This is a genomic window from Sphaerisporangium melleum, assembly GCF_014646695.1.
GTDB lineage: Bacteria > Actinomycetota > Actinomycetes > Streptosporangiales > Streptosporangiaceae > Sphaerisporangium > Sphaerisporangium melleum.
Map to the genome: position 1 here is coordinate 52,144 of NZ_BMNT01000016.1, position 23,758 is coordinate 75,901.

Annotated in this window: 17 protein-coding genes and 2 pseudogenes; 4 read left to right on the forward strand and 15 right to left on the reverse strand. The window is 73.1% G+C overall.

Features of this window, described 5'->3' with window-relative positions; all coding sequences use genetic code 11:
* From IEY93_RS38170 to IEY93_RS15800, 11 genes and pseudogenes are all read right to left on the reverse strand, one after another.
* Positions 1–721: pseudogene (locus tag IEY93_RS38170) on the reverse strand (protein translocase subunit SecD); the annotation flags it as partial.
* A gap of 42 nt (positions 722–763) precedes the next feature.
* Entirely contained in the window at positions 764–1,141 is a 378-nt protein-coding gene (yajC, locus tag IEY93_RS15755) for a preprotein translocase subunit YajC (protein WP_189163811.1), read from the reverse strand.
* 647 nt (positions 1,142–1,788) lie between these two features.
* Positions 1,789–2,847 (reverse strand): Holliday junction branch migration DNA helicase RuvB, encoded by a 1,059-nt coding sequence (gene ruvB / locus IEY93_RS15760; protein WP_189163812.1) that lies wholly within the window; start codon positions 2,845–2,847, stop codon positions 1,789–1,791.
* A gap of 244 nt (positions 2,848–3,091) precedes the next feature.
* Positions 3,092–3,712: a Holliday junction branch migration protein RuvA gene (ruvA, locus tag IEY93_RS15765; protein WP_189163813.1), complete on the reverse strand. Its 621-nt coding sequence runs from the start codon at positions 3,710–3,712 to the stop codon at positions 3,092–3,094.
* A 206-nt stretch (positions 3,713–3,918) separates the two neighbouring features.
* Positions 3,919–4,431 (reverse strand): annotated as a pseudogene (gene ruvC / locus IEY93_RS15770) (crossover junction endodeoxyribonuclease RuvC); the annotation flags it as partial.
* Between the two features lie 214 nt (positions 4,432–4,645).
* Positions 4,646–5,812: a GNAT family N-acetyltransferase gene (locus IEY93_RS15775; protein ID WP_229691168.1), complete on the reverse strand. Its 1,167-nt coding sequence runs from the start codon at positions 5,810–5,812 to the stop codon at positions 4,646–4,648.
* A 308-nt stretch (positions 5,813–6,120) separates the two neighbouring features.
* Positions 6,121–6,873 carry a YebC/PmpR family DNA-binding transcriptional regulator gene (locus tag IEY93_RS15780; RefSeq protein ID WP_189163814.1) on the reverse strand — a complete coding sequence of 251 codons (753 nt, stop codon included), beginning with the start codon at positions 6,871–6,873 and terminating at the stop codon, positions 6,121–6,123.
* Between the two features lie 3 nt (positions 6,874–6,876).
* Complete coding sequence (pdxT, locus tag IEY93_RS15785) at positions 6,877–7,467, reverse strand: pyridoxal 5'-phosphate synthase glutaminase subunit PdxT (protein ID WP_189163815.1); 591 nt, start codon at positions 7,465–7,467, stop codon at positions 6,877–6,879.
* A 274-nt stretch (positions 7,468–7,741) separates the two neighbouring features.
* Positions 7,742–9,253 (reverse strand): alkaline phosphatase D family protein, encoded by a 1,512-nt coding sequence (locus IEY93_RS15790; RefSeq protein ID WP_229691169.1) that lies wholly within the window; start codon positions 9,251–9,253, stop codon positions 7,742–7,744.
* 220 nt (positions 9,254–9,473) lie between these two features.
* Complete coding sequence (pdxS, locus tag IEY93_RS15795; RefSeq protein ID WP_189163816.1) at positions 9,474–10,391, reverse strand: pyridoxal 5'-phosphate synthase lyase subunit PdxS; 918 nt, start codon at positions 10,389–10,391, stop codon at positions 9,474–9,476.
* A 234-nt stretch (positions 10,392–10,625) separates the two neighbouring features.
* Positions 10,626–11,642: a DUF3048 domain-containing protein gene (locus IEY93_RS15800; protein WP_189163817.1), complete on the reverse strand. Its 1,017-nt coding sequence runs from the start codon at positions 11,640–11,642 to the stop codon at positions 10,626–10,628.
* 403 nt (positions 11,643–12,045) lie between these two features.
* Between IEY93_RS15800 and IEY93_RS15805 the strand changes: the two genes are divergently transcribed.
* Positions 12,046–12,933, forward strand: a complete 888-nt coding sequence (locus IEY93_RS15805; RefSeq protein WP_189163818.1) for an ATP-binding protein — start codon at positions 12,046–12,048, stop codon at positions 12,931–12,933.
* 166 nt (positions 12,934–13,099) lie between these two features.
* Here the strand turns inward: IEY93_RS15805 and IEY93_RS15810 are convergent, their stop codons facing one another.
* The 4 genes from IEY93_RS15810 to pgsA all read right to left on the reverse strand — a co-directional run bounded on the left by IEY93_RS15810 (position 13,100) and on the right by pgsA (position 16,477).
* Positions 13,100–13,645 carry a hypothetical protein gene (locus tag IEY93_RS15810; protein ID WP_203968614.1) on the reverse strand — a complete coding sequence of 182 codons (546 nt, stop codon included), beginning with the start codon at positions 13,643–13,645 and terminating at the stop codon, positions 13,100–13,102.
* 31 nt (positions 13,646–13,676) lie between these two features.
* Positions 13,677–14,822: a glycosyltransferase family 4 protein gene (locus IEY93_RS15815; RefSeq protein ID WP_189163819.1), complete on the reverse strand. Its 1,146-nt coding sequence runs from the start codon at positions 14,820–14,822 to the stop codon at positions 13,677–13,679.
* 49 nt (positions 14,823–14,871) lie between these two features.
* On the reverse strand, positions 14,872–15,786 hold the full coding sequence (locus tag IEY93_RS15820; RefSeq protein ID WP_229691170.1) for a phosphatidylinositol mannoside acyltransferase: 915 nt from the start codon (positions 15,784–15,786) through the stop codon (positions 14,872–14,874).
* Positions 15,787–15,877: 91 nt separating this feature from the next.
* Positions 15,878–16,477 (reverse strand): phosphatidylinositol phosphate synthase, encoded by a 600-nt coding sequence (gene pgsA / locus IEY93_RS15825; RefSeq protein WP_189163820.1) that lies wholly within the window; start codon positions 16,475–16,477, stop codon positions 15,878–15,880.
* Positions 16,478–16,851: 374 nt separating this feature from the next.
* Here pgsA and IEY93_RS15830 point away from each other — a divergent pair, with 374 nt between their 5' ends.
* From IEY93_RS15830 to IEY93_RS15840, 3 genes are all read left to right on the forward strand, one after another.
* Complete coding sequence (locus IEY93_RS15830; RefSeq protein ID WP_189163821.1) at positions 16,852–19,011, forward strand: elongation factor G-like protein EF-G2; 2,160 nt, start codon at positions 16,852–16,854, stop codon at positions 19,009–19,011.
* 505 nt (positions 19,012–19,516) lie between these two features.
* A complete protein-coding gene (locus IEY93_RS15835; protein WP_189163822.1) occupies positions 19,517–21,169 on the forward strand; it encodes a glycoside hydrolase family 10-like protein in 1,653 nt (550 codons plus the stop codon).
* 389 nt (positions 21,170–21,558) lie between these two features.
* On the forward strand, positions 21,559–23,691 hold the full coding sequence (locus tag IEY93_RS15840) for a hypothetical protein (RefSeq protein ID WP_189163823.1): 2,133 nt from the start codon (positions 21,559–21,561) through the stop codon (positions 23,689–23,691).
* Positions 23,692–23,758: the final 67 nt, after the last annotated feature.

Sequence of the window (23,758 nt, forward strand, 5' to 3'; positions counted from 1 at the left end):
GCTCGGCCACGGCGGGGTCGATGCCGGTGAGGTCAACGCCGGCCAGCGGGTCGTCGGAGGCCGTGGGCGGCGCGCTCGGCTGATCGGAGGCCGCGGCGCTCGGCGCCGGGGTCGCCTCGCCGCTCGGCTTGGCCTTGCCCGAGACGGAGACCGAGGGAGCCGGGGTCGGAGCGGTCAGTCCGGACGACAGCGCGCGGCCCGCGGGGGTGGCGCTGGTGGCAGGCTTGGCCGTGGACTTCGGCGTGCTGGTCGTGCCCGGCTTCGGCGTGCCCGTGCCGGGCGAGGCGCCGGCGGAGGGCGTCGCGGGCGCGGTCGGCAACGCGCTCGGGGGCGTGATGACGGCGGGGGCCACCGCGAGCACTTGACGGAAGCGCAGCTCGGCCGTGGTGCCCAGCAGCCGGACGACCTCCGCCTGTCCGGCGCCCGGCACCTGGATGACGATGTTGTCACCCGCCTTGGCGACCTCGGCGTCGGAGATGCCCGTGCCGTTCACCCGGTCGCGGATGATGTTGACAGCGAGGTCGAGGCTCTCTTGCGAGGGGGCCGCGCCGGTCTGCGTGACGGGCGAGAGCGTCACCGTGGTGCCGCCTGCGAGGTCGAGGCCGTACTTCGGGACGAAGGCCTTCTGCAGGAGCATCACCCCGCCCATGGCGAGGATGAGCGCCAGCAGCGCCAGGAGCGTGCGTCCCGGCCTACTCTGGCTACTGGTCGATGGGGCCACTGGTGGTCAGTTCTTTCGTCAAGGGGTTTGCGGTGAGCCTACTCAGGACTTCTTGTCGGACGAACCCTCGTCTCCCCGGACCTCCGGGGTGGCGTCGGCCGGCCTGACGTCGGTGACGTCGCCCGGTGCGCCGTCTCCATTCTCCTCCGTCTCCTCCTCGACGGGGACCAGCACGCGGCCGATGGCCGACTTCGTCCAGCGGGTCTGCACGCCGGGGGCGACCTCGAGGATGAGGTCGTCGTCCTCGACGGCGGTAACGGTCGCGAACAGGCCGGTCGTGGTCATCACACGGCTGCCCGGCGTCAGGCTGTTCTGCATCTGCACTTGCTCCTGCTGCCGCTTGCGCTGCGGGCGGATCAGCAGGAAGTAGAACACCACGACCAGCAAGATCAGTGGCACGAACGATCCAAGGCCCTGCACGGGGCTTCCTTCCGGTAAAAATGGACCGGCCTGGCGCCGGAGGTCTGGCGACGATCGGCACGGCCACACTGATCACGTCAGCGTACACAGCCAGCCAAGCCACGGAGTTTAGGCGAGCTTGTCAAAGCCCGGCAACGAACCCACGCTCTGGCACGCAGGAAAGTTCCCGTTGTCACCGATCTGTGACCGGCGGATACGAGTATTTTGAAAGTTTCAGCGCCCCTCGGCGAGGATCCATTCAAGATCATCTGACGGCCGGACGATCCGGAACATCGCCACATAACCAATCAGACTTCCCCGCACCTCCGGGATGCCGGTCAAGCCCGCGGTCAAATCGCACCCCTCCCCGGCCACACTCCCCATCGGCCGCCCCGTCATCCCCCCGCGGCCCTCTCGCCGCGGGTGGGCCGGGCGGCCGAGCCGGGCGTCATCGGCAAGCACGGCCGCCGGCGCGAGCGGGCCGTCGAACGGCCCGGCGACCCCTGGACGCCAGCCGGACCGGGAGTTCGCCGGGCAGGTCAGAGGTGTCCGCGGTCCGGGGAGCCGAGCGGAGCAGGGCCCTCCTGATGCCCAGGAGCACCGCGCAGAGCGGATGCGCCCCAGCGGGCGGATGTCCCGCTCGGATGGACGTCGCGGTGCCGTTCGGCTCACGCGGGGCTGGGCGGGTCGTCGAAGAGAACGGGCTGGGCCGCTCCGAAGGCGTCGGGCGGCGGGGCGAGACCGAGGTGCGTCCAGGCCGAAGCCGTGGCGACCCGGCCCCGGGGAGTGCGGGCGATGAGGCCCTGCCGCACGAGGAAGGGCTCGGCGACGACCTCCACGGTCTCGGGCTCCTCCCCCACGGCCACCGCCAGTGTGGACAGCCCGACCGGGCCGCCGCCGAACTTGCGCAGCAGCGCGTTGAGGACCGCACGGTCAAGGCGGTCGAGCCCCTCGGCGTCGACCTCGTACAGGTCGAGGGCGGCGGAGGCGACATCCCTGGTGATCACGCCGTCGACCCGCACCTCGGCGAAGTCGCGCACCCGGCGCAGCAGCCGGTTGGCGATGCGGGGCGTGCCGCGCGACCTGCGGGCGATCTCGTGCGCTCCGGCGTCGGGGAGGTCGAGTCCCAGCAGGCGGGCCGAGCGGCGCAGCACCTGCTCGAGCTCGGGCACGTCGTAGAAGTCCATGTGCGCGACGAAGCCGAACCGGTCGCGCAACGGCGCGGGCAGCAGGCCCGCCCGCGTGGTGGCGCCGACCAGCGTGAACGGCGCGATCTCCAGCGGGATCGCGGTCGCGCCGGGCCCCTTGCCCACCACGATGTCGACCCGGAAGTCCTCCATGGCGAGGTAGAGCATCTCTTCGGCGGGGCGGGCCATGCGGTGGATCTCGTCGATGAACAGCACCTCGCCCTCGGACAAGGTGGACAGGATCGCCGCCAGGTCTCCGGCGCGTTCGAGCGCCGGGCCCGAGGTGAGCCGCAGCGGCATGGCCAGCTCGGCCGCGATGATCATGGCGAGGGTGGTCTTGCCGAGCCCGGGTGAGCCGCTCATCAGGACGTGGTCGGGCGGCCGGTTGCGGCGCAGCGCGCTCTCCAGCACCAGGGAGAGCTGCTCGCGCACCCGCCCCTGGCCGATGAACTCGGCCAGGCGCTTGGGCCGCAGAGCGGATTCGATGGCCTGCTCGTCTCCCTCGGCGTCCGGGGACACCAGATCGCGTTCCAGGCTCATCGCACCGGCTCCGTCCACCGCGCGGGACCCGCCGCCCACCGCACCCGGCCCGGCGACGGGCACGCCCGGTGATCGGCGCCCGCCGCGAGCGACGCCGCCGAAGGCCTTCCGCCGCGCGGATGAGCGGCCCGCCGGCGCGGCGCAGGCGGCACGACCTGAACGCCGGTTCTGGCTCTCCCACCTGGTCTCCGGGATGGACGGCGCCGGGCGGGAAGGTGCTCCTCGGGGATCACACCGGCCGCCCTCATCGGACGCTCAGCGCGCGAAGGGCCGACTTGAGCAGGGCCGCCACCGCCGGGGTGCGCCCGGCGGCGACCTCGGCGTCGGCCTCGGGCGTGACGGCGGCGATGGCCTCGTCGGCGTCCTTTGCGGAGTAGCCGAGCCCGACGAGGCCGGAGTGCACCTGCTCACGCCAGGCGGGCCGGCTCGCGGCGCCGTTCAGGGCCGCGGCGACGGCCCCGTCCGGAGTGCCGAGCTTGTCCTTCAGCTCCAGGATGATGCGCTGCGCGCCCTTCTGCCCGATGCCGGGGACCATGGTGAGCGCCTTGACGTCGGCCGCGGCCACCGCGACCCGCAGGGCGTTCGGCGCGTGGACGGCGAGCATGGCCAGCGCGAGCCGCGGGCCGACGCCGGAGGCGGTCTGCAGCATCTCGAACACCACCCGCTCGTCGTCGGCGGCGAAGCCGTACAGCGTGAGGGACTCCTCGCGGACCACCAGCGAGGTGGCCAGCCGTGCCTGCTCGCCCACCCGCAGCCCGGCCAGGGTGCCGGGCGTGCAGTGCACCAGGACGCCGACGCCTCCCACCTCGATGACGGCGGAGTCGGGGGCGATCGCGGCGACGCGGCCGGAGACCGACGCGATCAAAGGTCCGTTCCTTTCTCTGGGGACGCGGGGTCGGATGTCACCGGGGCCCCGGACCGCGCGGCACCGGCCTGATCACCCGCGGGCCGCACCGGACCCGCCTGCCCCCGCGCGGGGGGCACGAGGCCGGCCCGGCCCCGCGCGGGGAGGCCGGCGCCTGGAGCAGGGCGGGTCACCGCGTCGCGGGCGCCACGCGTGCCAGGAAGGGGCGTGCGGGCCTTGGCGAGCGCCTCGGCGAGGCGGCTCTGCGGGCCGCCGCGCCAGATGTGGCAGATGGCCAGGGCGAGCGCGTCGGCGGCGTCGGCCGGCTTGGGCATGGCGTCGAGCCGGAGCAGCCGGGTCACCATGGCGCCCACCTGGGCCTTGTCGGCCTTGCCGAACCCGGTGATCGCGGCCTTGACCTCCGACGGGGTGTGCAGGGCGACCGGGAGCCCCCGGCGGGCGGCGCAGACGATCGCCACGGCGGACGCCTGGGCGGTGCCCATGACCGTGCGCAGGTTGCTCTGGCTGAAGACCCGCTCGACGGCCACGGCGTCCGGGCGGACGTCGTCGAGCCATCGCTCGATCTCGGCCTCGATGGCCACCAGGCGGGCGCCGATGTCGTCGGTGGCGGGAGTGCGGGCGACGCCCACCCTGATCAGCGAGAGCGGAGCGCCCGCGCGCCCCTGGACGGCGCCGAGGCCACATCGGGTCAGCCCGGGGTCCACCCCCATCACCCGCAGCTCCGGCAGCCGCACCCGCTCTCCTCCACCATCGCCGAACACCTGTTCGGGGGAACTGTACCGGCATCGGCGGCCGGCCGCACGCACCACCGGCGCGTCGCGCCCGGCGCTTCACCGTAGCGGAGGACGGCCACGCGCGGCGGCCCGCTCGGGCCTCCCCTGCCCCGCCGGCGGGTATCGGGCAGGGGGCGGGGACCTGAGTTCGGCGGGCGGGTCAGAAGTAGTCGATCATGTAGGGCTTGGCGGCGAAGACCGCGCCCAGCAGGTCGTCCAGCTCGGTGGTGCCGCCGGTGAGCAGGCCGGCCCGGCGCAGGGAGCTCGTGTGGACCCCCGCGTAAAGGGCGGACATGCCGCCGATGGCGAGGCGGGGCACCTGGTGCCCGGCGGGGGCGGACGAAGGAGTGGCGGTGCCCGAGCCGCCGGAGACGCACAGCCGCCAGGCGCCGGAGTTGGCCGGGCGCAGCGGGTCGTCCACCACGATGACGGCGTCGGCCTCGACACCGGCCGGGTAGCCGCGCCCGGCGATGGCCATGGGCAGGTCGACCAGCCGGAACATCCAGCGCACCTGCTCGACGGAGTCGCGGGAGCGCTCGCGCAGCAGCCACAGCATCGGGTCGTCGGGCTCGACGATGGCCCGCACCGTCTTGGCGACCGAGGAGGCGGTGCCGACCAGGGACCACAGCGCCCGGGCCGTGGCGTGCGAACCGGCGACGAGGTTGTCCACGTCGATGTCGCCCTCATGCCAGCTGTACATGACGTACCCGTCCTCGGCGAGGTAGCCGTAGTCGTCGTCGTCCGACAGCCACAGGCGGGTGAGGCGCTCGTCCCAGCCGATGGGGCCGGAGGCGCGGGTGGCGGCGTAGACGCGGTCGAGGGTGGCGGCCAGCTCGGAGGCGTCGTCGGGGCCGAGCCGGCGGAGCTTGACGGGGGCGTCGCCGGCGGTGAGGGTGCGCAGCGCCTCGGCGGGGACGGTGACACGGTGGCGGGCGCCCGCGTGCTCGTAGCCGAGGCTCCGGTAGATGGGGGTGGTGGCCGGGTAGAGCGCGGAGGCGACGTGGCCGAGCTCGGCGCAGCGGTCGACGGTGGCGCGCATGAGCATGCGCCCGATGCCCCTCCCGCGGTCCTCTGGCGCGACGGTGACGCTCGCGACCCCGCCCATGGAGATGCGGCGGCCGTGCCACCACTGGTCGAACCGGTGGATCCGGCTGGTGGCGACCAGGCGATCGCCGTCGAAGACGCCGAGGTAACGCCCCTCGCCCAGAGAGGCGCTCACCATCGAGCGCCAGGTCTCGACGTCGCCGGCGGGGATGGGCCCGAAGGCACGTTTGCGGTTGTCCAGCACGGCGTCCAGGTCGCCGGCCGTCACGTCACGGATCTCCACAGCCGCCAAACATACGGCCGCCACGGCACCAAGGGCGAACCGATTTCCGCCGCCCGGGCCCGCGTACCGCCACGCCGGACCGTGCCCGCCGCCGGAACACCGTGCTCGGGCAGGCCCGACGCCGGCCGGCTCCCGTCACCACGTGCCCGGCCGCAGCCCCACGGGGCGCCTTCGCCGCCGGCCGCTGCGCCCGGCATGCTCCGCGCCCCCGCCGGGCGCATCGGCGGCGGGCTCACGGGCGGCCGTACCCCGCCGCCGCGACGACCCGGCCCGGGAGGATGGGAGCCGGAGTCAGGAGCGCGGCGACCTCAGTCGATCTTCGCCAGGACGTCGTCGGAGACGTCGAAGTTGGCGTAGACGTTCTGCACGTCGTCGCTGTCCTCGAGGGCCTCGATCAGGCGGAAGACCTTGCGGGCGGCGTCCTCGTCCAGCGGGACGCTCATGGTCGGCAGGAAGCTGCTCTCGGCCGAGTCGTAGTCGATGCCGGCCTCCTGCAGGGCCTTGCGCACCGGGACCAGGTCACCGGCCTCGGAGACGACCTCGAAGGAGTCGCCGAGGTCGTTGACCTCCTCGGCGCCGGCGTCCAGGACGGCCGCCAGCACGTCGTCCTCGGTCAGCACGCCGCCCCTGGGCACGATGACGACGCCCTTGCGGTTGAACATGTACGCCACCGAGCCGGGGTCGGCCATGGAGCCGCCGTTGCGGGTCATGGCGACGCGCACCTCGGAGGCCGCGCGGTTGCGGTTGTCGGTGAGGCACTCGACCAGGACCGCGACGCCGCCGGGCGCGTAGCCCTCGTACATGATGGTCTGGTACTCGGCGCCGCCGGCCTCCAGGCCGCCACCACGCTTACGGGCGCGCTCGATGTTGTCGACCGGCACCGAACTCTTGCGCGCCTTCTGGATGGCGTCGTACAGCGTCGGGTTGCCGTCCGGGTCGGGGCCGCCCGTGCGGGCCGCCACCTCGATGTTCTTGATGAGCTTCGCGAAGAGCTTGCCGCGCTTGGCGTCGATCACGGCCTTCTTGTGCTTCGTCGTCGCCCATTTGGAGTGGCCGGACATCGGCTAGAGCTCCCTCACCATCTCGACAAAATACGAATGAACCCGCGTGTCCCCGGTCAGCTCGGGATGGAAGGACGTCGCGAGCAGAGGTCCCTGCCGGACCGCGACGATCCTATCCCCCGGCTCGGCCCGTCCCAGCACTTCGACGCCCGTGCCCACCGACTCGACCCAGGGCGCCCGGATGAAGACGGCGCGGAGCGGGCCGCGCCCGGCGAAGTCCATGGACGCCTCGAAGGAGTCGACCTGGCGGCCGAAGGCGTTGCGGCGCACGACCATGTCGATGCCGCCGAGCGTCTGCTGACCCTCGATGCCGCCTTCGATGCGGTCGGCCAGCATGATCATCCCGGCGCAGGAGCCGTAGGCCGGCATGCCGGACTTGACGCGCATGCGCAGCGGTTCGAGCAGTTCGAACGCCTCGGCGAGTTTCCCCATCGTGGTGGACTCCCCGCCGGGGATGACCAGGGCGTCCACCGCCTCCAGTTCGGCAGGGCGGCGCACGGTCACGGGCTTGGCCCCCGCCGAGGCGAGGGAGCGCGCGTGTTCGCGCACGTCGCCCTGGAGGGCGAGAACGCCGATCGTCGGCGCAGAGGTCACCGGTCTTTCCTCTCACTTCGTCAACCGCTGGTGCCACCGGTTCCGCCGCTGTCCGCCTCGCGGGCGGGCCCGGAGCCGGGGCGCGGGCACGTGGCCGGCTCCCGGCCGGCACGGCGGCCGTGGCCCGGCCGCCTCGCGAACGGCGCCACGGGGGCGCCGGCTCCGGCCGGACGGATGCGGCGGCGGGGGATCCACCGGGCACGCACGTGTATCGAAGCGTACGGCCATGAGCGGCAACGCCCCAAACGGGCCCGGGCTTCCCTGCCACCGGCCATCAGGCCTGGCGGACCAGGCCGGGCATCTGGTCGGCGACGGTGAACCCGGCGGCGGTCAGCGCGGGGGCGCCCGGGGTGCGCACGTACCGCAGGATCTTGAAGTCCGCCGTGACGGCCGCGGGCTCGACCCTGAGCATCAGGTAGCCGCGCCGCCGCAGGTGGAAGTGCAGGTGCGGGTTGGTGTCCAGCAGACGGTCGCGGGCCTTGTCGTGGTCGTGGCCGTCGCCGCCGCTGCTGATCGAGGTGACCGCGAACTCGGTGCCCACCAGCGGGGAGTCCTCGTCGTCGTAGTCCACGGCCAGGTCGCCCGCCCAGTGCGAGTGGACGTCGCCGGTCAGCACGACGGCGTTGCGCACGCCGGCGTCGAGCCAGCCGCGCGTGACCCGGGTGCGCGAGCCGGAGTAGCCGTCCCAGGCGTCCTGGCGCACGATCTTCTCCTCGCCGGGGTGCTTGACGCGCTGGCCGAAGTAGACCTGCTGGCCGACGATGTCCCACCGCGCCCGGGACTCGCGGAAGCCCGCGAGCAGCCACCGCTCCTGCTCGGCCCCGGTGATGGAGCGGCCGGTCTCCTTCTCGGACTTCGGGCACTCGCGGAAGCCGGACCCGCAGACGGCGGGGTCGCGGTACTGCCGGGTGTCCAGCAGGTGCAGCGTGGCCAGGCTCCCCCAGTGCAGCCGGCGGTACAGGTGGATGGAGGCTCCGTGCGGCACGCTCGCGCGGCGCAGCGGCATGTGCTCGTAGTAGGCGCGGAACGCGGCCTCGCGCCGGGCGGCGGGCAGCTTGGCGGTCCAGTTGTTGCGGACCTCGTGGTCGTCCATGATCGGAACCCAGGGCGCCGCCGCGTGGGCGGCCCGCAGGTCGGGGTCGGTCTTGTACTGGGCGTGCCTGCGCCGGTATCCGGCCAGGGTCTGCGCCTCGGGTCCGTCGTGCTCGCGCACGTTCCCGCCGGGGCAGGGGTGCTCGCCTTTGCCGTGCTCGTAGATGTAGTCGCCGAGGTGCACGATCATGTCCGGGTGCTCCTCGGCGGCACGGGTGTAGGCGGTGAAGTGCCCGTGCTGGTAGTTCGCGCAGGAGGTCACCGCGAGAGTGAGCGATGTGACCGGGGCGCCGTGGGCGGGGGCGGTCAGCGCGCGGCCGATCGGCGAGATGTAGGGCCCGGCCTTGAAGCGGTACCAGTACTCGCGGCCGGGCTCCAGCCCCTCCACCTCGGCGTGGACGCTGTGCGCCCATTCGCGGACGGCCTGCTCGGTGCCGCGCCGGACGACGTGCGCGCAGGCGGGGTCGGTGGCGACCTCCCAGCACACCGGGACGGGTGCGGGGGGCATGCCGCCGAAGCCGTCCTCGGCCAGCGGCGTGGGCGCGAGGCGCGTCCACAGGACGAAGCCGTCAGGGGTGGGGTCGCCGCAGGCGATGCCGAGGGTGAAGGGCTCGCCGTAGTGAGCGCTCAGGGGCGGCACCCCCGGCACTCCCGCCATCAGCCCCATCACGAGGAACGATCGCCTGTCGATCACATGACGATCATCAACTATGCCCAGCAAACCACAGGTATAGCCACACCCAGGTCACAGGGGATATTTCCGGACGATCACCCCGTCGCCCCGCGCACCGCCACTTCCGCCGCGAATCGCCGGCCGGGTGTGCGGTGGCCTTCGCGACCCCGTGGACCCCCGCCGGCGGGACGCCTCCCCAAGCGCCGCGCGCGGCGGCGGGGCACCGGGGAGGCGTGGAAGACTACCAGCCGCGGGTGGCCAGGCGCTCGTTCTCCGGCAGCGTGGTGACGTTGATGCCCACCATCGCCTCGCCGAGGCCACGGGAGACCTTGGCGATGACGTCGGGGTCGTCGTAGAAGGTGGTGGCCTTCACGATGGCCGCCGCGCGCTTGGCCGGGTCGCCGGACTTGAAGATGCCCGAACCGACGAAGACGCCCTCGGCGCCGAGCTGCATCATCATCGCCGCGTCGGCGGGGGTGGCGATGCCGCCCGCGGTGAACAGCACCACGGGCAGCTTGCCGGTCTTGGCGATCTCGGCGACGAGCTCGTAGGGCGCGCGCAGCTCCTTGGCGGCACCGTAGAGCTCGGGCTCGTCCAGCGTGCTCAGGCGCTTGATGTCGGCACGGATCTGCCGCATGTGGCGGGTGGCCTCCACGACGTTGCCGGTGCCGGCCTCGCCCTTGGAGCGGATCATCGCGGCGCCCTCGGCGATGCGGCGCAGGGCCTCGCCGAGGTTGGTCGCCCCGCAGACGAAGGGGACGGTGAAGGCCCACTTGTCGATGTGGTTGGCCTCGTCGGCCGGGGTGAGCACCTCGGACTCATCGACGTAGTCGACGCCGATGGCCTGCAGGACCTGGGCCTCGGCGAAGTGGCCGATGCGCGCCTTGGCCATGACGGGGATCGAGACGGCGGCGATGATGCCGTCGATCATGTCGGGGTCGCTCATGCGCGACACGCCGCCTTCGGCACGGATGTCGGCGGGCACGCGCTCGAGGGCCATGACGGCGACCGCGCCGGCGTCCTCAGCGATCTTGGCCTGCTCCGGGGTGACGACATCCATGATCACGCCGCCCTTGAGCATCTCGGCCATGCCGCGCTTCACGCGGGCGGTGCCGGTGACGGCGGTGGTCTCGGTGACTTCGGGGGTGCTGTTGGACACGGTCTTACCTCACGAGCGTGACGACGGATTCCCACTAATGGTAGGCGCTGATCAGCCCATGCCTTGTGGGCCATGACGGCCATCCGGCGCCGGGAGCTTGGACACGCCGTACCAAGCACGGCCGCCTCCTTGGCCCACGACCGCTGACGGAGCCCGCAGCCGGCCCCCTATTCCCGCGCTCGCGGCGGCCAACGGACCCTTCCGGCGCCGCACCTGCCGCGGCGCGAAGGGGAGTCAGGGCTGGACGGGCTTGGGGGCGGCGAGGACCACCCACACCTGGCCCCGGCCGAAGTTCATCGGCTCGCCGCTCTCGGTGGTGAACTCCGTGCCCTCCTTCTCGTCCGGGCGCGACCACCTCGCCTGGTAGGCCTTGCCGTCCCGCAGGACGACGGCCTTGCCCTTCCCCGTGCTCTGGATCAGCGGCGTGTAGCTACCGGTGAAGTCGTGGAACTCCGAGCGGGTGGTCTTGGCGTACTGCACGACGATGGTGGGCGCGCCGAGCTGGCCGCCCTCGGCCGCCATGTCACGCTTGCCGTCCTGGGCGACCAGCCAGCGCTTCTGGTCGGCCGACCAGGTGAAGGTGAAACGCGCGGCCGGGTAGCGGACGGAGAACGACTTGCGCGGCGTCCCGCCTTCGGGCGCGTCGCCGAAAGTGAAGCCGATGTCGCGCGCCTTGGTGGCCTTCGGCGCCTTGGCCAGCAGCTTCTTGGTGTCGGCGAACAGGTTGTAGGGGGCCACGCGGCCGGGCTGGCGGAAGTAGGCGCCCGGCGCGGCGCTGTCGGACACGTCGTACAGGGACGCCTGCTGCACCAGCGGGATCATCTTGCTCTGCACGCCCGAGTAGGCCAGGGCGGGCTTGCCGAACATGGGCAGCAGGTGCAGGTCGGAGATGCGGGCACTGCGCACCGGGCCGATCTTGGCGGGGAATTTCGAGGAGAAGACCGCCATGATGCGGGTCAGGCCGCCCTCGACCTGCTCGACGTACACCACGTCGGCGCTGCGCAGGCCGAGCTGCGGCTTACCCGAGGCGGTGTTCTCGATCTTCACGGCGAGCACCGGCCTGCGGGCCGCCACGGGTTGCCCGGTGAAGGGGTGTTCCGGGGGCGGCTCGGGCGAGGCGGACGGCGAGATGGCGGGCTGCTGCCCCTGGGACGCGGGCTTCGCCCCGCCACCGGAGGAGGAGCAGGCCACGGCGGGCGCCAGGACGGCGGTGCCCGCCAGCGCGATGCCAATCACCCGTTTTACCGGCACAGCAGGTGCTCCTCCCGATTTCTCCCTCGAATCGGGACGAAGCTTACCGACGGCTGGCCGGGCGGATACCCAAGATCAGCCCTAACGGTCCGATAACCGACAAGTCATTGCCGAAACTTTCCCGATTCGCGACCCATCGGACCGGCGGCCCCCGTCAGGATGGACGGTCCAATGGTCACCCACAGTGATCGGCTGGGCCGGTAAACCGCCGCCCGGCGTCCGTAACGACCGGAAACGACCACTCGGCGCGCAGACCGGCGCGGCGGGCGACGAAAGGTTCGCCGGAGGCTTGGCGGGCAGGGCGAACGGCGACGCCGAGTAAGGGACCTGGGCTGCGGGCGCCCGATCAGGTCTCCTGCTGAGCACCGGCGTGACGATCGAGAGCAAGGAGAGGCCATCCCCGATGCGGCAGATCCCCCACGGCCCAGCGGACACGCCCCGCCCCCTCCCCGGACGCCCGACCTTCCCCAGCCCCGGCATCATCGGCATCATCGGTCCCGGCGGACATCCGGTCCACCTCCAGGCGGCCGGCCATGGCTTCGGCGGCACGGTGGCCGACGGTCCCCCGTTCGGCGGTGTCTCTCCCGGCCCCGAGCGTGGCGGGCAGCGCCGGCACGCCGGCGAGCGGCCCCCCTCCCGCCAGGAACACGACGCCGCCGAGGACTCCTGGCAGACGCCCGCCGACGACGCGGCGGCAGACCGGGCCGCCGAGGGAACCCGGCCGGGGCGGCACGGCACCGACCAGGCCCGGCCGGGTGACCGTCCCGGGGGGCAGGGCGTCGATCCCCTGCTCACCCTGGTGAGCGTGACCGTGGCGCTCCTGGTCCCCGGCTCGGCGTACGGCAGGGCCCGGTCCCTGATCCGCGACGTGCTCAACGGCGAGGGCGTCTCCACCGAGGAGATGCTGGACGCCGAGACGATCGTCGCGGAACTGGCGGCCAACGCCGAGCGGCACGGCCGGCCACCGTACGAGCTGCGGATCTACGAACTGGGCGGGGTGCCGACCTGGTGCGAGGTGGTGGACGGCGACCCGGACCTGCGGTGGATCCCCTCCGTCCTCGACCGCACGACCGGCCAGATGACCCCGGACCTGTTCTCCGAAGGGGGCAGGGGCCTGATCCTGACCCGGGAGCTGTCACAGGGCCACTGCCGGGCGTACGTCACCACGACCTTCGCCGCGGGGGAACCGGCCAAGGCGGTCGCCTTCGCGCTGCCCACCCGTTCGGGGACCCGCCTGACCTGTCCGCCGCTGCTCCGCCACGCCCGCTCCCACGCCCGCCTTCTCCCCTGAAACGTACGGCTTCCCGAGCGCGATCGACCGGACCCGCCCACCGCACGGCTTCGCCATGTCAGCGACGCCGGAGGCCGGCATCGGGACCGGGCCGGCGAAGCGCCGCCTCGGCCACCGCGACGGCGATGGCGTGCCGGTGCGCGCCGGATGCCAGGACGTCCGGGAGTCAGGCGCGCTGGGCGAAGGAGGCGGGTTCGGCGTCGTCGATCTCGAAATACGAGGGAGGATCGGTGTGACCGGCCAGGCGCAGGGTGCGGGCGAGCCATCGGCGCTGGTGGTAGCGGGTCACCTCGGCGGCGTTGTTGTAGAACCTGCGGGAGTAGATGACCTTGGTGACGGCCGTGTCGAGATCGGCCATCAGGGTGGCACCACCGGGGGTCTCGGCCAGCCGCTCGCGGAAGCGGTCCTGGTCCATGACGGCCCTGATCGTGCGGGACAGGTCGCTCTCGGCGTGCTCGCGCTCCTCGGGGCCGGCCGTACGCGCCTCGTGGGTGGCCGTGGCCAGCACCAGGCTGGTGGCCGGGTCGAGCACCCGTGAGGCGGCCAGTTCCATGCAGACGGCGGCGCGGCTGATGAGGGCGGCGTCCAGCGCGGCGCGCGCGGTCTCCAGGCGGATGTGCATGCGGTCGAGCCGCCCGGCGCGCCAGGAGATGTAGACGGTGGCGAGCACGATCACCGCACCGACGAGCAGGCTGACGGTCATGGCGTTCATGAGCGGTCACCGGGGGACGTGGCGTGGGCGGTCACAGGACGGCTCCCCCGCGTTCCTCCTGGACGCCGCCGGCCGCGGTCGCCGTCACCGTCTCGTACACCCGCACGACATCGCGGGCGACGGTGGACCAGTCGTACTGGCGGACGGCCACACGGGCCTCGTCGGAGAGCTTGGCGCGCCGCTCGGGGGCGTCGAGCAGCGCGGCGGCCTCGCGGGCGAGCGAGGCGGCGTCACCGGTGGTGAACAGTGCTCCCGCCTGGCCTTCGCCGAGCACCTTGCGGAAGGCGGGGATGTCGCTGGCCAGCACGGTCGCCCCGGCGGCCATGGCCTCGGCGAGCACGATGCCGAAGCTCTCGCCGTGGGTGTTGGGCGCGCAGAAGACGTCCACCGAGTGGTAGGCGCGGGCCTTGTCGTCCTCGCTGACCATGCCGAGGACGCCGACCCGGTCGCGCAGCGCCGGGGGCACCTTGCCGAGCACCTCTTCGGCGTCGCCGGGCCCGGCGACGAGCAGCCGCAGGCCCGGCCGCTCGGGGGCGAGCAGCGTGAACGCCTCCAGCAGCACCGGCAGCCCCTTGCGCGGCTCGTCCATGCGCCCGAGGAAGCCGATGACGCCGCCGTCGGGGCCCCAGCCGGGCAGCGGCTCGGCCTCGGCGTACCGGCCGACCGTGACGCCGTTGGGGATGAGCACCGCGTCACCGCCGATGTGCTCCACGAGCGTCTTGCGCGCGGCCTCGGACACGGCGATGCGGCCGGTGATCTTCTCCAGTGCGGTCTGCAGCACCGGAGCGGTGACCGCCACCACACGCGAGCGCTGGTAGGAGGCGTGAAAGGTGCCCACGATGGGCCCGCGCGCCGCCCACACGGCCAGCAGGCCGACCGAGGGGACGGCGGGCTCGTGCACGTGGAGCACGTCGAATCGGCCCTCGCGCAGCCACTTGCGCACGCGGCCGGCCGACAGGAAGCCGAAGGCGAGGCGCGCCACCGAGCCGTTGTAGGGCACGGGGACCGCCCGGCCGGCCGAGGTCACGTAGTAGGGCAGCGGGGCGTCGTCGGCGGCCGGGGCGAGCACCGACACGTGGTGCCCGTCGGCGATGAGCGCCTCGGCCAGGTCACGGACGTGGGCCATGACCCCGCCCGGGACGTCCCAGGTGTAGGGGCAGACCATGCCCACCCTCACGGCGCGGCCACCGGATCCATCGGGCCCCGGGCCGGGAACACCGGCGCCGTCATCGGGGCTCCAGATCGTCGAGCCACAGGCGCTGCAGCATGTGCCAGTCCTCCGGGTGCTGGGAGATGCCCTCCTGGAAGACCCGGGCCATGGCCTGGGTCATGACGGCCACCTTCTCCTGGCGGCCGCCCTCGGCCGGGACGGGGATCTCTTCGTGGATGTGCAGGCCCCAGTCGTCGCCCTCGAACCAGAGCGTGGCGGGGTGCAGCGCGGCGCCGGTCTGGAGGGCCAGGAGCGCCGGTCCGGCCACCATGCGGGTGCGGCCGTCGAAGAAGTCCACCTCGATCCCCCGCTCGGTCAGGTCTCGCTCGGCCGGCAGGCAGACCGCCCGTCCGGCGCGCAGTCGCTGGGCGAGGGTGCCGAAGGCGTGGGCGGTGCCGCCTCCCTTGGCGGTGAGCGGCAGCACCTCCATGCCGAGACTCTCGCGGAAGGCCACGAACCGCTCGTACAGCGACTCGGGCTTGAGCCGCTCCATCACAGTGGTGAAGGTGTGCCCGTTGTGGATCAGCCAGGCGCCGGCCAGGTCCCAGTTGCCCATGTGCGGCAGGGCCAGCACGATGCCCCGGCCGCTGTCGAGCACCTGGAAGATGCGCTCGCCGTGCACCACGTGGGTGCCGGAGAGGATGCGCTCCTTGCCGATCGCGGGCAGGCGCAGGGCCTCCATCCAATAACGGAAGTAGGACCGCATCCCCGCCCTGCTGAGGTCGCGGATCGAGGGGTCGGCGGCGTCCTTGCCGGTCACGCGGGCGAGGTTGGACTCCAGCCGGCGCACAGGCTTTCCGTGCCGCCACCACAGCACATCGGCGACCAGGCGGAACAGCCATGCGGCCACCGGCCCGGGCAACTTGGGCACGAGAACCCAGCCGGCGTGCAGCGCCCAGACGACGAGCCGGTCGGTCAAGGCGAGGATCACCCCCAGAGTCGGTCACGGGCCGGCGCGGTGGACCCGGTCATGCTGATCGGATCGGGCCGGGAACGCCGTCGGGGGACGGCGGACGTTACGTTCATGTTGGCACCGTCTGGCGGTAGACGTGCATGATCCGCTGCCCCGCGGTGAACGCGCTCGCGGCGGCCAGCAGCCACAGCCCGGCCGGCAGGATGTACGGCACGCCGAGTCCGCCGAGTCCGGCGGCGACGAGCACGACCACCAGCCGCTCCGACCGCTCGGCCAGGCCGACGTCGCAGGACAGGCCGAGCCCTTCGGCGCGGGCCTTGACGTAGGACACGACGGCCCCGGCGACCAGGCAGAACAGCGCGACGGCGGCGAGGACGCGCTCGCCGGTGGAGACGAACCAGAAGATCAGCCCGGAGAACACCGCGGCGTCGCCGACCCGGTCGAGCGTCGAGTCCAGGAACGCCCCGAAGGTGCTGCCGTTGCCGAGCATGCGGGCCAGGACGCCGTCGAGCAGATCGGCGAGCACGAAGAAGGTGATGACGACCGAGCCGAGGAAGAGCTGGCCGCGCGGGTAGCAGACCAGCGCGCCGGCGGTGACCCCGAGCGTGCCGAGGACGGTGATGACGTTCGGGCTGATCCCCATGCGGGCCAGGGCCCGGCCGAGCGGGGTGAGCACACGGGTGACGGCGGGCCGCAGGAGCTTCAACATGGCGGTCCGATCGTAGGCCACCGGGTCGCGCGCCATCGAACCGAAGCCCCGGAGCCGTGCGCGGGCGAGGCGGGCACGCGGAGAGCGCCGATGCGGACGGGAACGGCCGGGCGACGCGTTCGCGACGTCCCGGCGACGCCGTTGTGGACGTCCGGGAACGGCACGGAGACCGCGGAGGAACGGCCCGCCGGCGGCGAGCTGAACCGCGGGCGACCGCGCAGGTCTTCGCACAGAGCACTTTTGCCTTTAGGCCCTTGTGATCCGCGCCGCGGAGGTGAAGGGTGAAGTCACCGCGCTCTTCTCGGGCGGCGGGCGCGGCGGCGGACGATGCGACCGCGCGCGGCCGCATCTCACGGCAAGACGCGGGAGGCGAAATGCCAGAGAGAACAGCGGGAGGACCAGCGGGAGCCGCGGGCAGGGCACCCTCGGCCGACCGGCCGGACGCGGTGCGCAACGTCGTGCTGGTCGGCCATTCCGGTTCCGGGAAGACGACCCTGGTGGAGGCGCTGCTCGTCGCGACGGGCACCGTCCAGCGGGCCGGCCGGGTGGAGGACGGCGGCACGGTCACCGACTTCGACGAGGTCGAGGTGCGCCAGCAGCGCTCGGTCAATCTGGCCGTGGCCCCGATCGTGCACAACGGCATCAAGATCAATCTTCTGGACACCCCGGGATACGCCGACTTCGTCGGCGACCTGCGGGCGGGCCTGCGGGCCGCCGACGCGGCACTGTTCGTGATCTCGGCGGCCGAGGGCGTCGACGGGCTGACGCGGATGCTCTGGGACGAGTGCGCACAGGTCGGCATGCCGCGGGCCGTCGTCATCACCAAGATCGACCATCAGCGGGCGGACTTCGACGATGTGGTCGCGGCCTGCCAGGACGCTTTCGGCGACGGCGTGGCTCCGCTCTACCTGCCGGTGACGGCCGGCGGCTCGGTCACCGGGCTGGTCGGGCTGCTGACGGAGAAGCATTTCGACTACGCCACCGGCACGCGCGTGGAGCGCGAGGCGGGGGCGGGCCAGCGGGACCAGATCGACGCCTACCGGGGCACCCTGATCGAGGCGATCATCCAGGAGAGCGAGGACGAGTCCCTCATGGACCGTTACCTCTCCGGCGAGGAGATCGACACCAAGGTGCTGATCGAGGACCTGGAGAAGGCCGTGGCCCGGGGCGGCTTCTACCCGGTGCTCGCCACGTGCGCCGTCCCGGGTGCGTGCGCGGTCGTCGGCATGCAGGAGCTGCTCGAAGTGATCACGCAGGGGTTCCCCTCTCCGATGGAGCACCCGCTCCCCGAGATCACCACGATCGCCGGCAAGCCGGTGCCCGGCCTGACCTGCGACCCGGACGGGCCGCTGGTCGCCGAGGTCGTCAAGACCACCAGTGACCCCTACGTAGGGCGCATCAGTTTGGTGCGGGTCTTCTCCGGGACGCTGCGCCCCGACATGGTGGTCCACGTCTCCGGGCACGGCCTGGCCGAGCGGGGCCACGAGGACCACGACCTGGACGAGCGCATCGGCGCCCTGTCCTCTCCGCTGGGCAAGCAGCAGCGCACCACCACCAAGTGCGTCGCCGGCGACATCTGCGCGGTGGCCAAGCTGAGCAGGGCCGAGACGGGCGACACCCTGTCCGACAAGGACCAGCCGCTGCTGGTGACGTCCTGGACGATGCCCGAGCCGCTGCTGCCGGTCGCCATCCGGGCCAGGTCGAAGGCCGACGAGGACAAGCTGTCGCAGGCCCTCGGGCGGCTGGTGGCCGAGGACCCGACCCTGCGCCTGGAGAACAACCCGGAGACCCACCAGCTCGTCCTGTGGTGCATGGGCGAGGCGCACGCCGACGTGCTGCTCGACCATCTGGCCGGGCGGCACGGCGTCGAGGTCGAGCGGATCGAGCTGCGCGTGCCGTTGCGTGAGACGTTCGGCGGCAAGGCCCAGGGCATGGGGCGCAACGTCAAGCAGACCGGCGGGCACGGGCAGTACGCCATCTGCCATGTCGAGGTCGAGCCGCTGCCGTCCGGTGGCGGGTTCGAGTTCGTCGACAAGATCGTGGGCGGTGTGGTGCCGCGCCAGTTCATCCCCTCGGTCGAGAAGGGCGTGCGGGCCCAGATGGAGCGCGGGGTGCTGGCCGGCTACCCGGTCGTGGACATCCGTGTGTCGCTGTACGACGGCAAGGCGCACTCGGTGGACTCCTCCGACATGGCCTTCCAGATCGCCGGGCAGCTCGCCCTCAAGGAGGCCGCGGCCAAGGTTCCCGCCCTGCTGCTCGAACCGGTGGACGAGCTGTCGGTGCTGGTCGAGGACGAGTACGTCGGCGCGGTGATGTCGGACCTGTCGTCACGCCGTGGCCGTGTGCTCGGCACCGAGCCGGTGGGCACCGGGCGCACTCTGGTCAAGGCCGAGGTCCCGCAACTGGAGATCACCCGGTACGCCATCGACCTGCGGTCCATGTCGCACGGCACCGGGACCTTCCACCGGTCCTTCCTGCGCTACGAGCCGCTGCCCTCCCACCTGGCCGACAAGCACAGGTCGGCCGCGGAGTAACCGGCCGGGCGGCCCGCGGTGGGGCGGCGCCCCACCGCGAGCCGCGGATCCGCCCCGGAGCCCGATGGCGCCCGGGAAGACTGCGGACCTGCGCCCGGCCGCCGCTTGCGCACGATGAGCCGGTCGCAGGTGCCGCGCGGTCCCTCGGCGGACCCAGGTGGCGACCGCCACGTGAGAGAGGGGCCCATCGCATGCCGTCAGGAGCGCTCACCGCGCCTCGGTCAGGGCGTACCGGCCACAGGCCGCCGAGCACAGAGCGGGTAAGGCAGTTGTCACCGCCCGCGCCGCCCGGCGGCGGCGTCCGGACGGGGCGGCCGCTTCGGGACTCCACCCCGCCGCATCGGCCCAGGTGACCGCGCGATGGCCGGACCCGCACCGCCGGCCGGACGGCCGGCCGGCGGATGTCACATCCGCCTCAGATCTTTCTCCGGACACCCCCGCCGCACCGCAGGATTTCTTACATCAGGTCCTTACCGGCCCTTTACCGGTGCCACACTGATGTCCCATGCGAAACGGACATGGGCCCCTGCTCGTCGCGACCACCATCGCGGTGGTGACCACGGGCGTCGCCTACACCTTCGGGCCGCACACCGCTCCCGGCAAGGCCCGCGCCGCGACCACGACCGCCACGGCGAAGCCGTCGGCCACCGGCCCGGCCAAGACCGCGACCGGCAGGGCCAAGCCGGCCACGACCGGGCAGGCGGGACGCGCGGCGAGCGAGCAGGAGTGCCAGGTGAGCGGCGACTTCCCCAAGCGCCAGCTCCGGGGCGTGTGGATCGCGACGGTGCACAACGTGGACTGGCCGACCAAGCCCGGCCTCACCCAGGCCCGCCAGCAGGCGGAGTATCTCCGCATCCTGGACAACGCGGTGAAGCGCAAGCTCAACGCCGTGTTCGTCCAGGTCCGCCCGGCCTCCGACGCGATCTACAAGTCCCCCTACGAGCCCTGGTCGCAGTGGCTGGCCGGCGCTCCCGGCCGCGACCCCGGCTGGGAGCCGTTGCCCTTCCTGATCGACGAGGCGCACAAGCGCGGCCTGGAGTTCCACGCCTGGTTCAACCCCTACCGCGCCGCCGACAAGGACGACCTGACCAAGCTGCCCGCGAACCACCCGGCCCGGCAGCACCCGAGCTGGGTGGTCAAGCACGAGGGCAGGCTCTACTACAACCCCGGCCTGCCGCAGGTGCGCGCGCACACCGTCAAGGTCGTGAAAGACGTCGTCCAGCGGTACGACATCGACGGCGTGCACTTCGACGACTACTTCTACCCCTATCCCGGCAAGGGCACGAAGTTCGCCGACGCCGCCGCCTTTACAAAGTACGGCAAGGGCATGTCGCTGGCCGACTGGCGGCGGGAGAACGTCAACACGCTGGTCGCCCAGGTCGGTGCGGCCGTGCACGAGGCCAAGCCGTACGTCAAGTTCGGCATCAGCCCGTTCGGCATCTGGCGTAACAAGTCCGACGACCCGTCCGGCTCGGACACCAAGGGCCTGTCGGCCTACGACGCGATCTACGCCGACGCCCGCGCGTGGATCAAGGCCGGGTCGGTCGACTACATCATGCCGCAGCTCTACTGGCCCCGGGGCTTCGCCGCCGCCGACTACGCCAAGCTGGTGCCCTGGTGGGCGAACGAGGTCAAGGGCACCGGTGTCCACCTCTACATCGGCCAGGCGCTCTACCGGGTCGGCAGCAAGGACGTGCCCGCCTGGACCAAGGCCGGCGAGCTGCCCGCCCACCTGACCCTCAACCGCAAGCACCCCGAGGTGCGCGGGGACGTCTACTTCAGTGCCGCCCAGCTCGCCGGCAACCCGCTCGGCGTGCTGGACGCCCTGGTAAAGGGCCACTACTCCCGGCCCGCGCTCCCGCCGCTGATGGCCGCCCGCGGCGGCGCCGCGCCGGCGGTCCCGGCCGCGCCCCGGCTGGCCGGCGGGACACTGCGCTGGAAGTCCTCCCCCGGGGCCCACTCCTACGCGGTCTACCGGGTGGCGGACGGCAAGCCCGACGCCTGCGCCACGGGCGACGCGCGCAACCTGGTGGCCGTGGTGCCGGCCGCCGAAGGCGCCGAGCAGGCCTTTCCCGCCGGGGCGGCCGGCACGTACCTGGTGAGCGCGCTCGACCGGCTCGGCAACGAGAGCGGCCCGGCCACCGCCACCCTGCCCTGATCGCACGGTGCGGAGGTAGGTGCGCGCCTCCTGCCCGCCCCAGGGTCTTCGACGCGATCCGCCGGCCCTTTCCGGGAGGCGCTCACCTGCACTCAGCGGACGCGGCGCACGTCCCCTGTCTCGTCCGGCGCACCTGGCCGTGCGCCCCTGCCGGCGTCTGCGCGCACCGGCCCGCCCACTCGGCAAGGTGACCACCCCGCGCCTCGTACCGCGGACCGGCCGCCGTGATCGCTCGCGAGGAGGGGCACCGGCCGGGCCGTGGGGCCGTCCGGCACGGACCTCTTCCGCCCGGGCGAGGGCGTTCCCACCGATTCCCTGGACCGGGTGAGCCGCTTTCCCGTACGGTTCCAGGGGTTTCGCGGGTGGACGTCACAGGAGGTCATTCAGTGGTGAGGCGGGCGCTGGGCGCATTGGCGGTGATCACGCTGCTGCTGATCACGACCGGCGCTGCGTGGGCGGAGACTCCCGGGCGGGCGAGCGCCCCTGGGCGGGTGGCGCTGATCGGCGTGCCCGGCCTGCGCTGGGACGACGTGTCCGCCGACGGCACACCGAACCTCTGGCGGCTCGCCGGGCAGAGCGCGATCGGTTCGATGTCGGTGCGCACCGTGGGCCGCGTCACCTGCCCCTACGACGGCTGGCTGACCGTGTCCTCCGGCGTGCGCGCCTCGGTGGGCGCCCGCTGCGGCCCGCCGCCCGCGGTGGAACAGCGGGGCGGCGCGGGAGTCCTTCCCGGGTTCGACTGGCTCTGGACCGTGCGCGACGCCGACCAGGCCGGCTCGCTCGGCACGGCCCTGCGCGCGGCGGGCACCTGCACCTCCGCCGTCGGCCCCGGCGCCGCGCTGGCGCTGGCCGACCGGTCCGGCCGGGTCGACCGCTACGCCCCCACCCCCGAGGCGGTCGCCGACTGGTCGGCCTGCCCGGTGGTCGCCGTCGACATCGACGCCCTGGTCCGCCCCTACATCGACGGGGAACTGCTGGCCGACGCCGCCGAACGGCTCTCCCCCGCCGACCGCCGGGCCGCCGTCCGCGCCGCCGACGCCGCCGCCGGCCAGGTCCTCGCGCGCCTGCCCGCGGGCACCGAGATCCTGCTGGCCGGGCTGTCCGACCACGGCTCCGAGCCGCACCTGCGGGTGGCCATGTGGCGGGCGCAGGGCACGCAGGGCCACTTCCTGGGCGCGCGGTCCACCCACCGCGACGACATGGTGATCCTGCCCGACCTGACCGCCACGGTCCTGCGGGCCGCCGGAGCCGCCGTCCCCGCGACGGTGATCGGCGTGCCCTGGGGGCCGACCCGCCCGACCGGTCTGGACGACGGCGTGGCGGCGCTGCGGCACGCCGATGTGGCCGGGCAGACCATCCGCGCCGTCGGCGGCGGGTTCTTCACCGGCCTGGCCGTGCTCCAGGTGCTCTTCTACGCGGTGGCCTTCCTGCTGCTGCGCCGTCGCCGCGGCCTTCCCGGTGTGCGGGTCGCGGCGCTCGCCCTCGCCTCGCTGCCGGTGTCGACCTATCTGGTCAACCTCACCCCGTGGGAACGGACGGCCGAGCCCGCGCCGGTGCTGGTGGGCGGGGTGCTGCTGTGCGCCGCGGTACTGACCGGCCTGGCCCTCGGCCTGCCGGCCGCCTGGGCGCGGCTGCGCGGACGGCCGGGGGCGGGCGCGGTGCTCGGCCCGCCGGCGGTGATCGCGGGCGTCACGGCCGCCGTGCTGGTCGGCGACCTGCTGACCGGTACGCCGCTGCAACTCGACAGCATCATGGGCTACACCGGCGTGGTGGGCGCCCGCTACTACGGACTGGGCAACATCCCCTTCGCTCTGCTGGCCACCGCCGTGCTGCTGCTGACCACGACCGTCGCCGACGGCCTGCTGCGGGCGGGGCGCCGTCGCCTGGCCGTCATCCTGGTCGCCGGGCTGGGCGGCTTCGCGATGATCCTGGACGGCTGGCCGGGCGTCGGGAGCGACTTCGGCGGGGTGATCGCCTTCGTGCCCGGCATCGCGGTCACCGCTCTGCTGGTGGCCGGCCGGCGGGTCTCGGTGGTCCGGCTCGGCGCGTTCTGCGCGGCCGGCGGGGTGCTGGTGATGGGCATCGCCTACCTGGACCACCTGCGCCCGCCCGCCTCGCAGACCCACCTCGGGCGCTTCGCCGGCCAGGTGATCGACGGCACGTTCCTGCCGGTGATCGGGCGCAAGCTGGCCGCCATGCTGAGCACGCTGCTGTCGCCCAATCTGATGCCGATCGTGATCGCGGCCTTCGCGTTCCTGGTGTTCGCCCTGCTGCGGCCGGACACCGCGAGCGCCGGGGTGCTGCCGGTGGCCTTTGAGCGGGCGCCGACGTTGCGCGCGGGCCTGGTCGGCGCCCTGGTCAGCGGCGTGGTCGGCATGCTGGTCAACGACTCGGGTGCCGCGGTGCTGTCGATGGCGCTCGCCCTGGCGGTCCCGCTGGTGCTGTCGGCGGGCATCCGGGCCATCGGCGCGGGCGAGGCGCCGGCCCGTCCGGCTCCCGTGCTCAGCCCGCTGCCCACCTGAGGCCGGGGGACGGCGCGGTCCTGGCCGTACCTGATCACCGGATGCCAGAAGGCCGGCCCGGGATGCG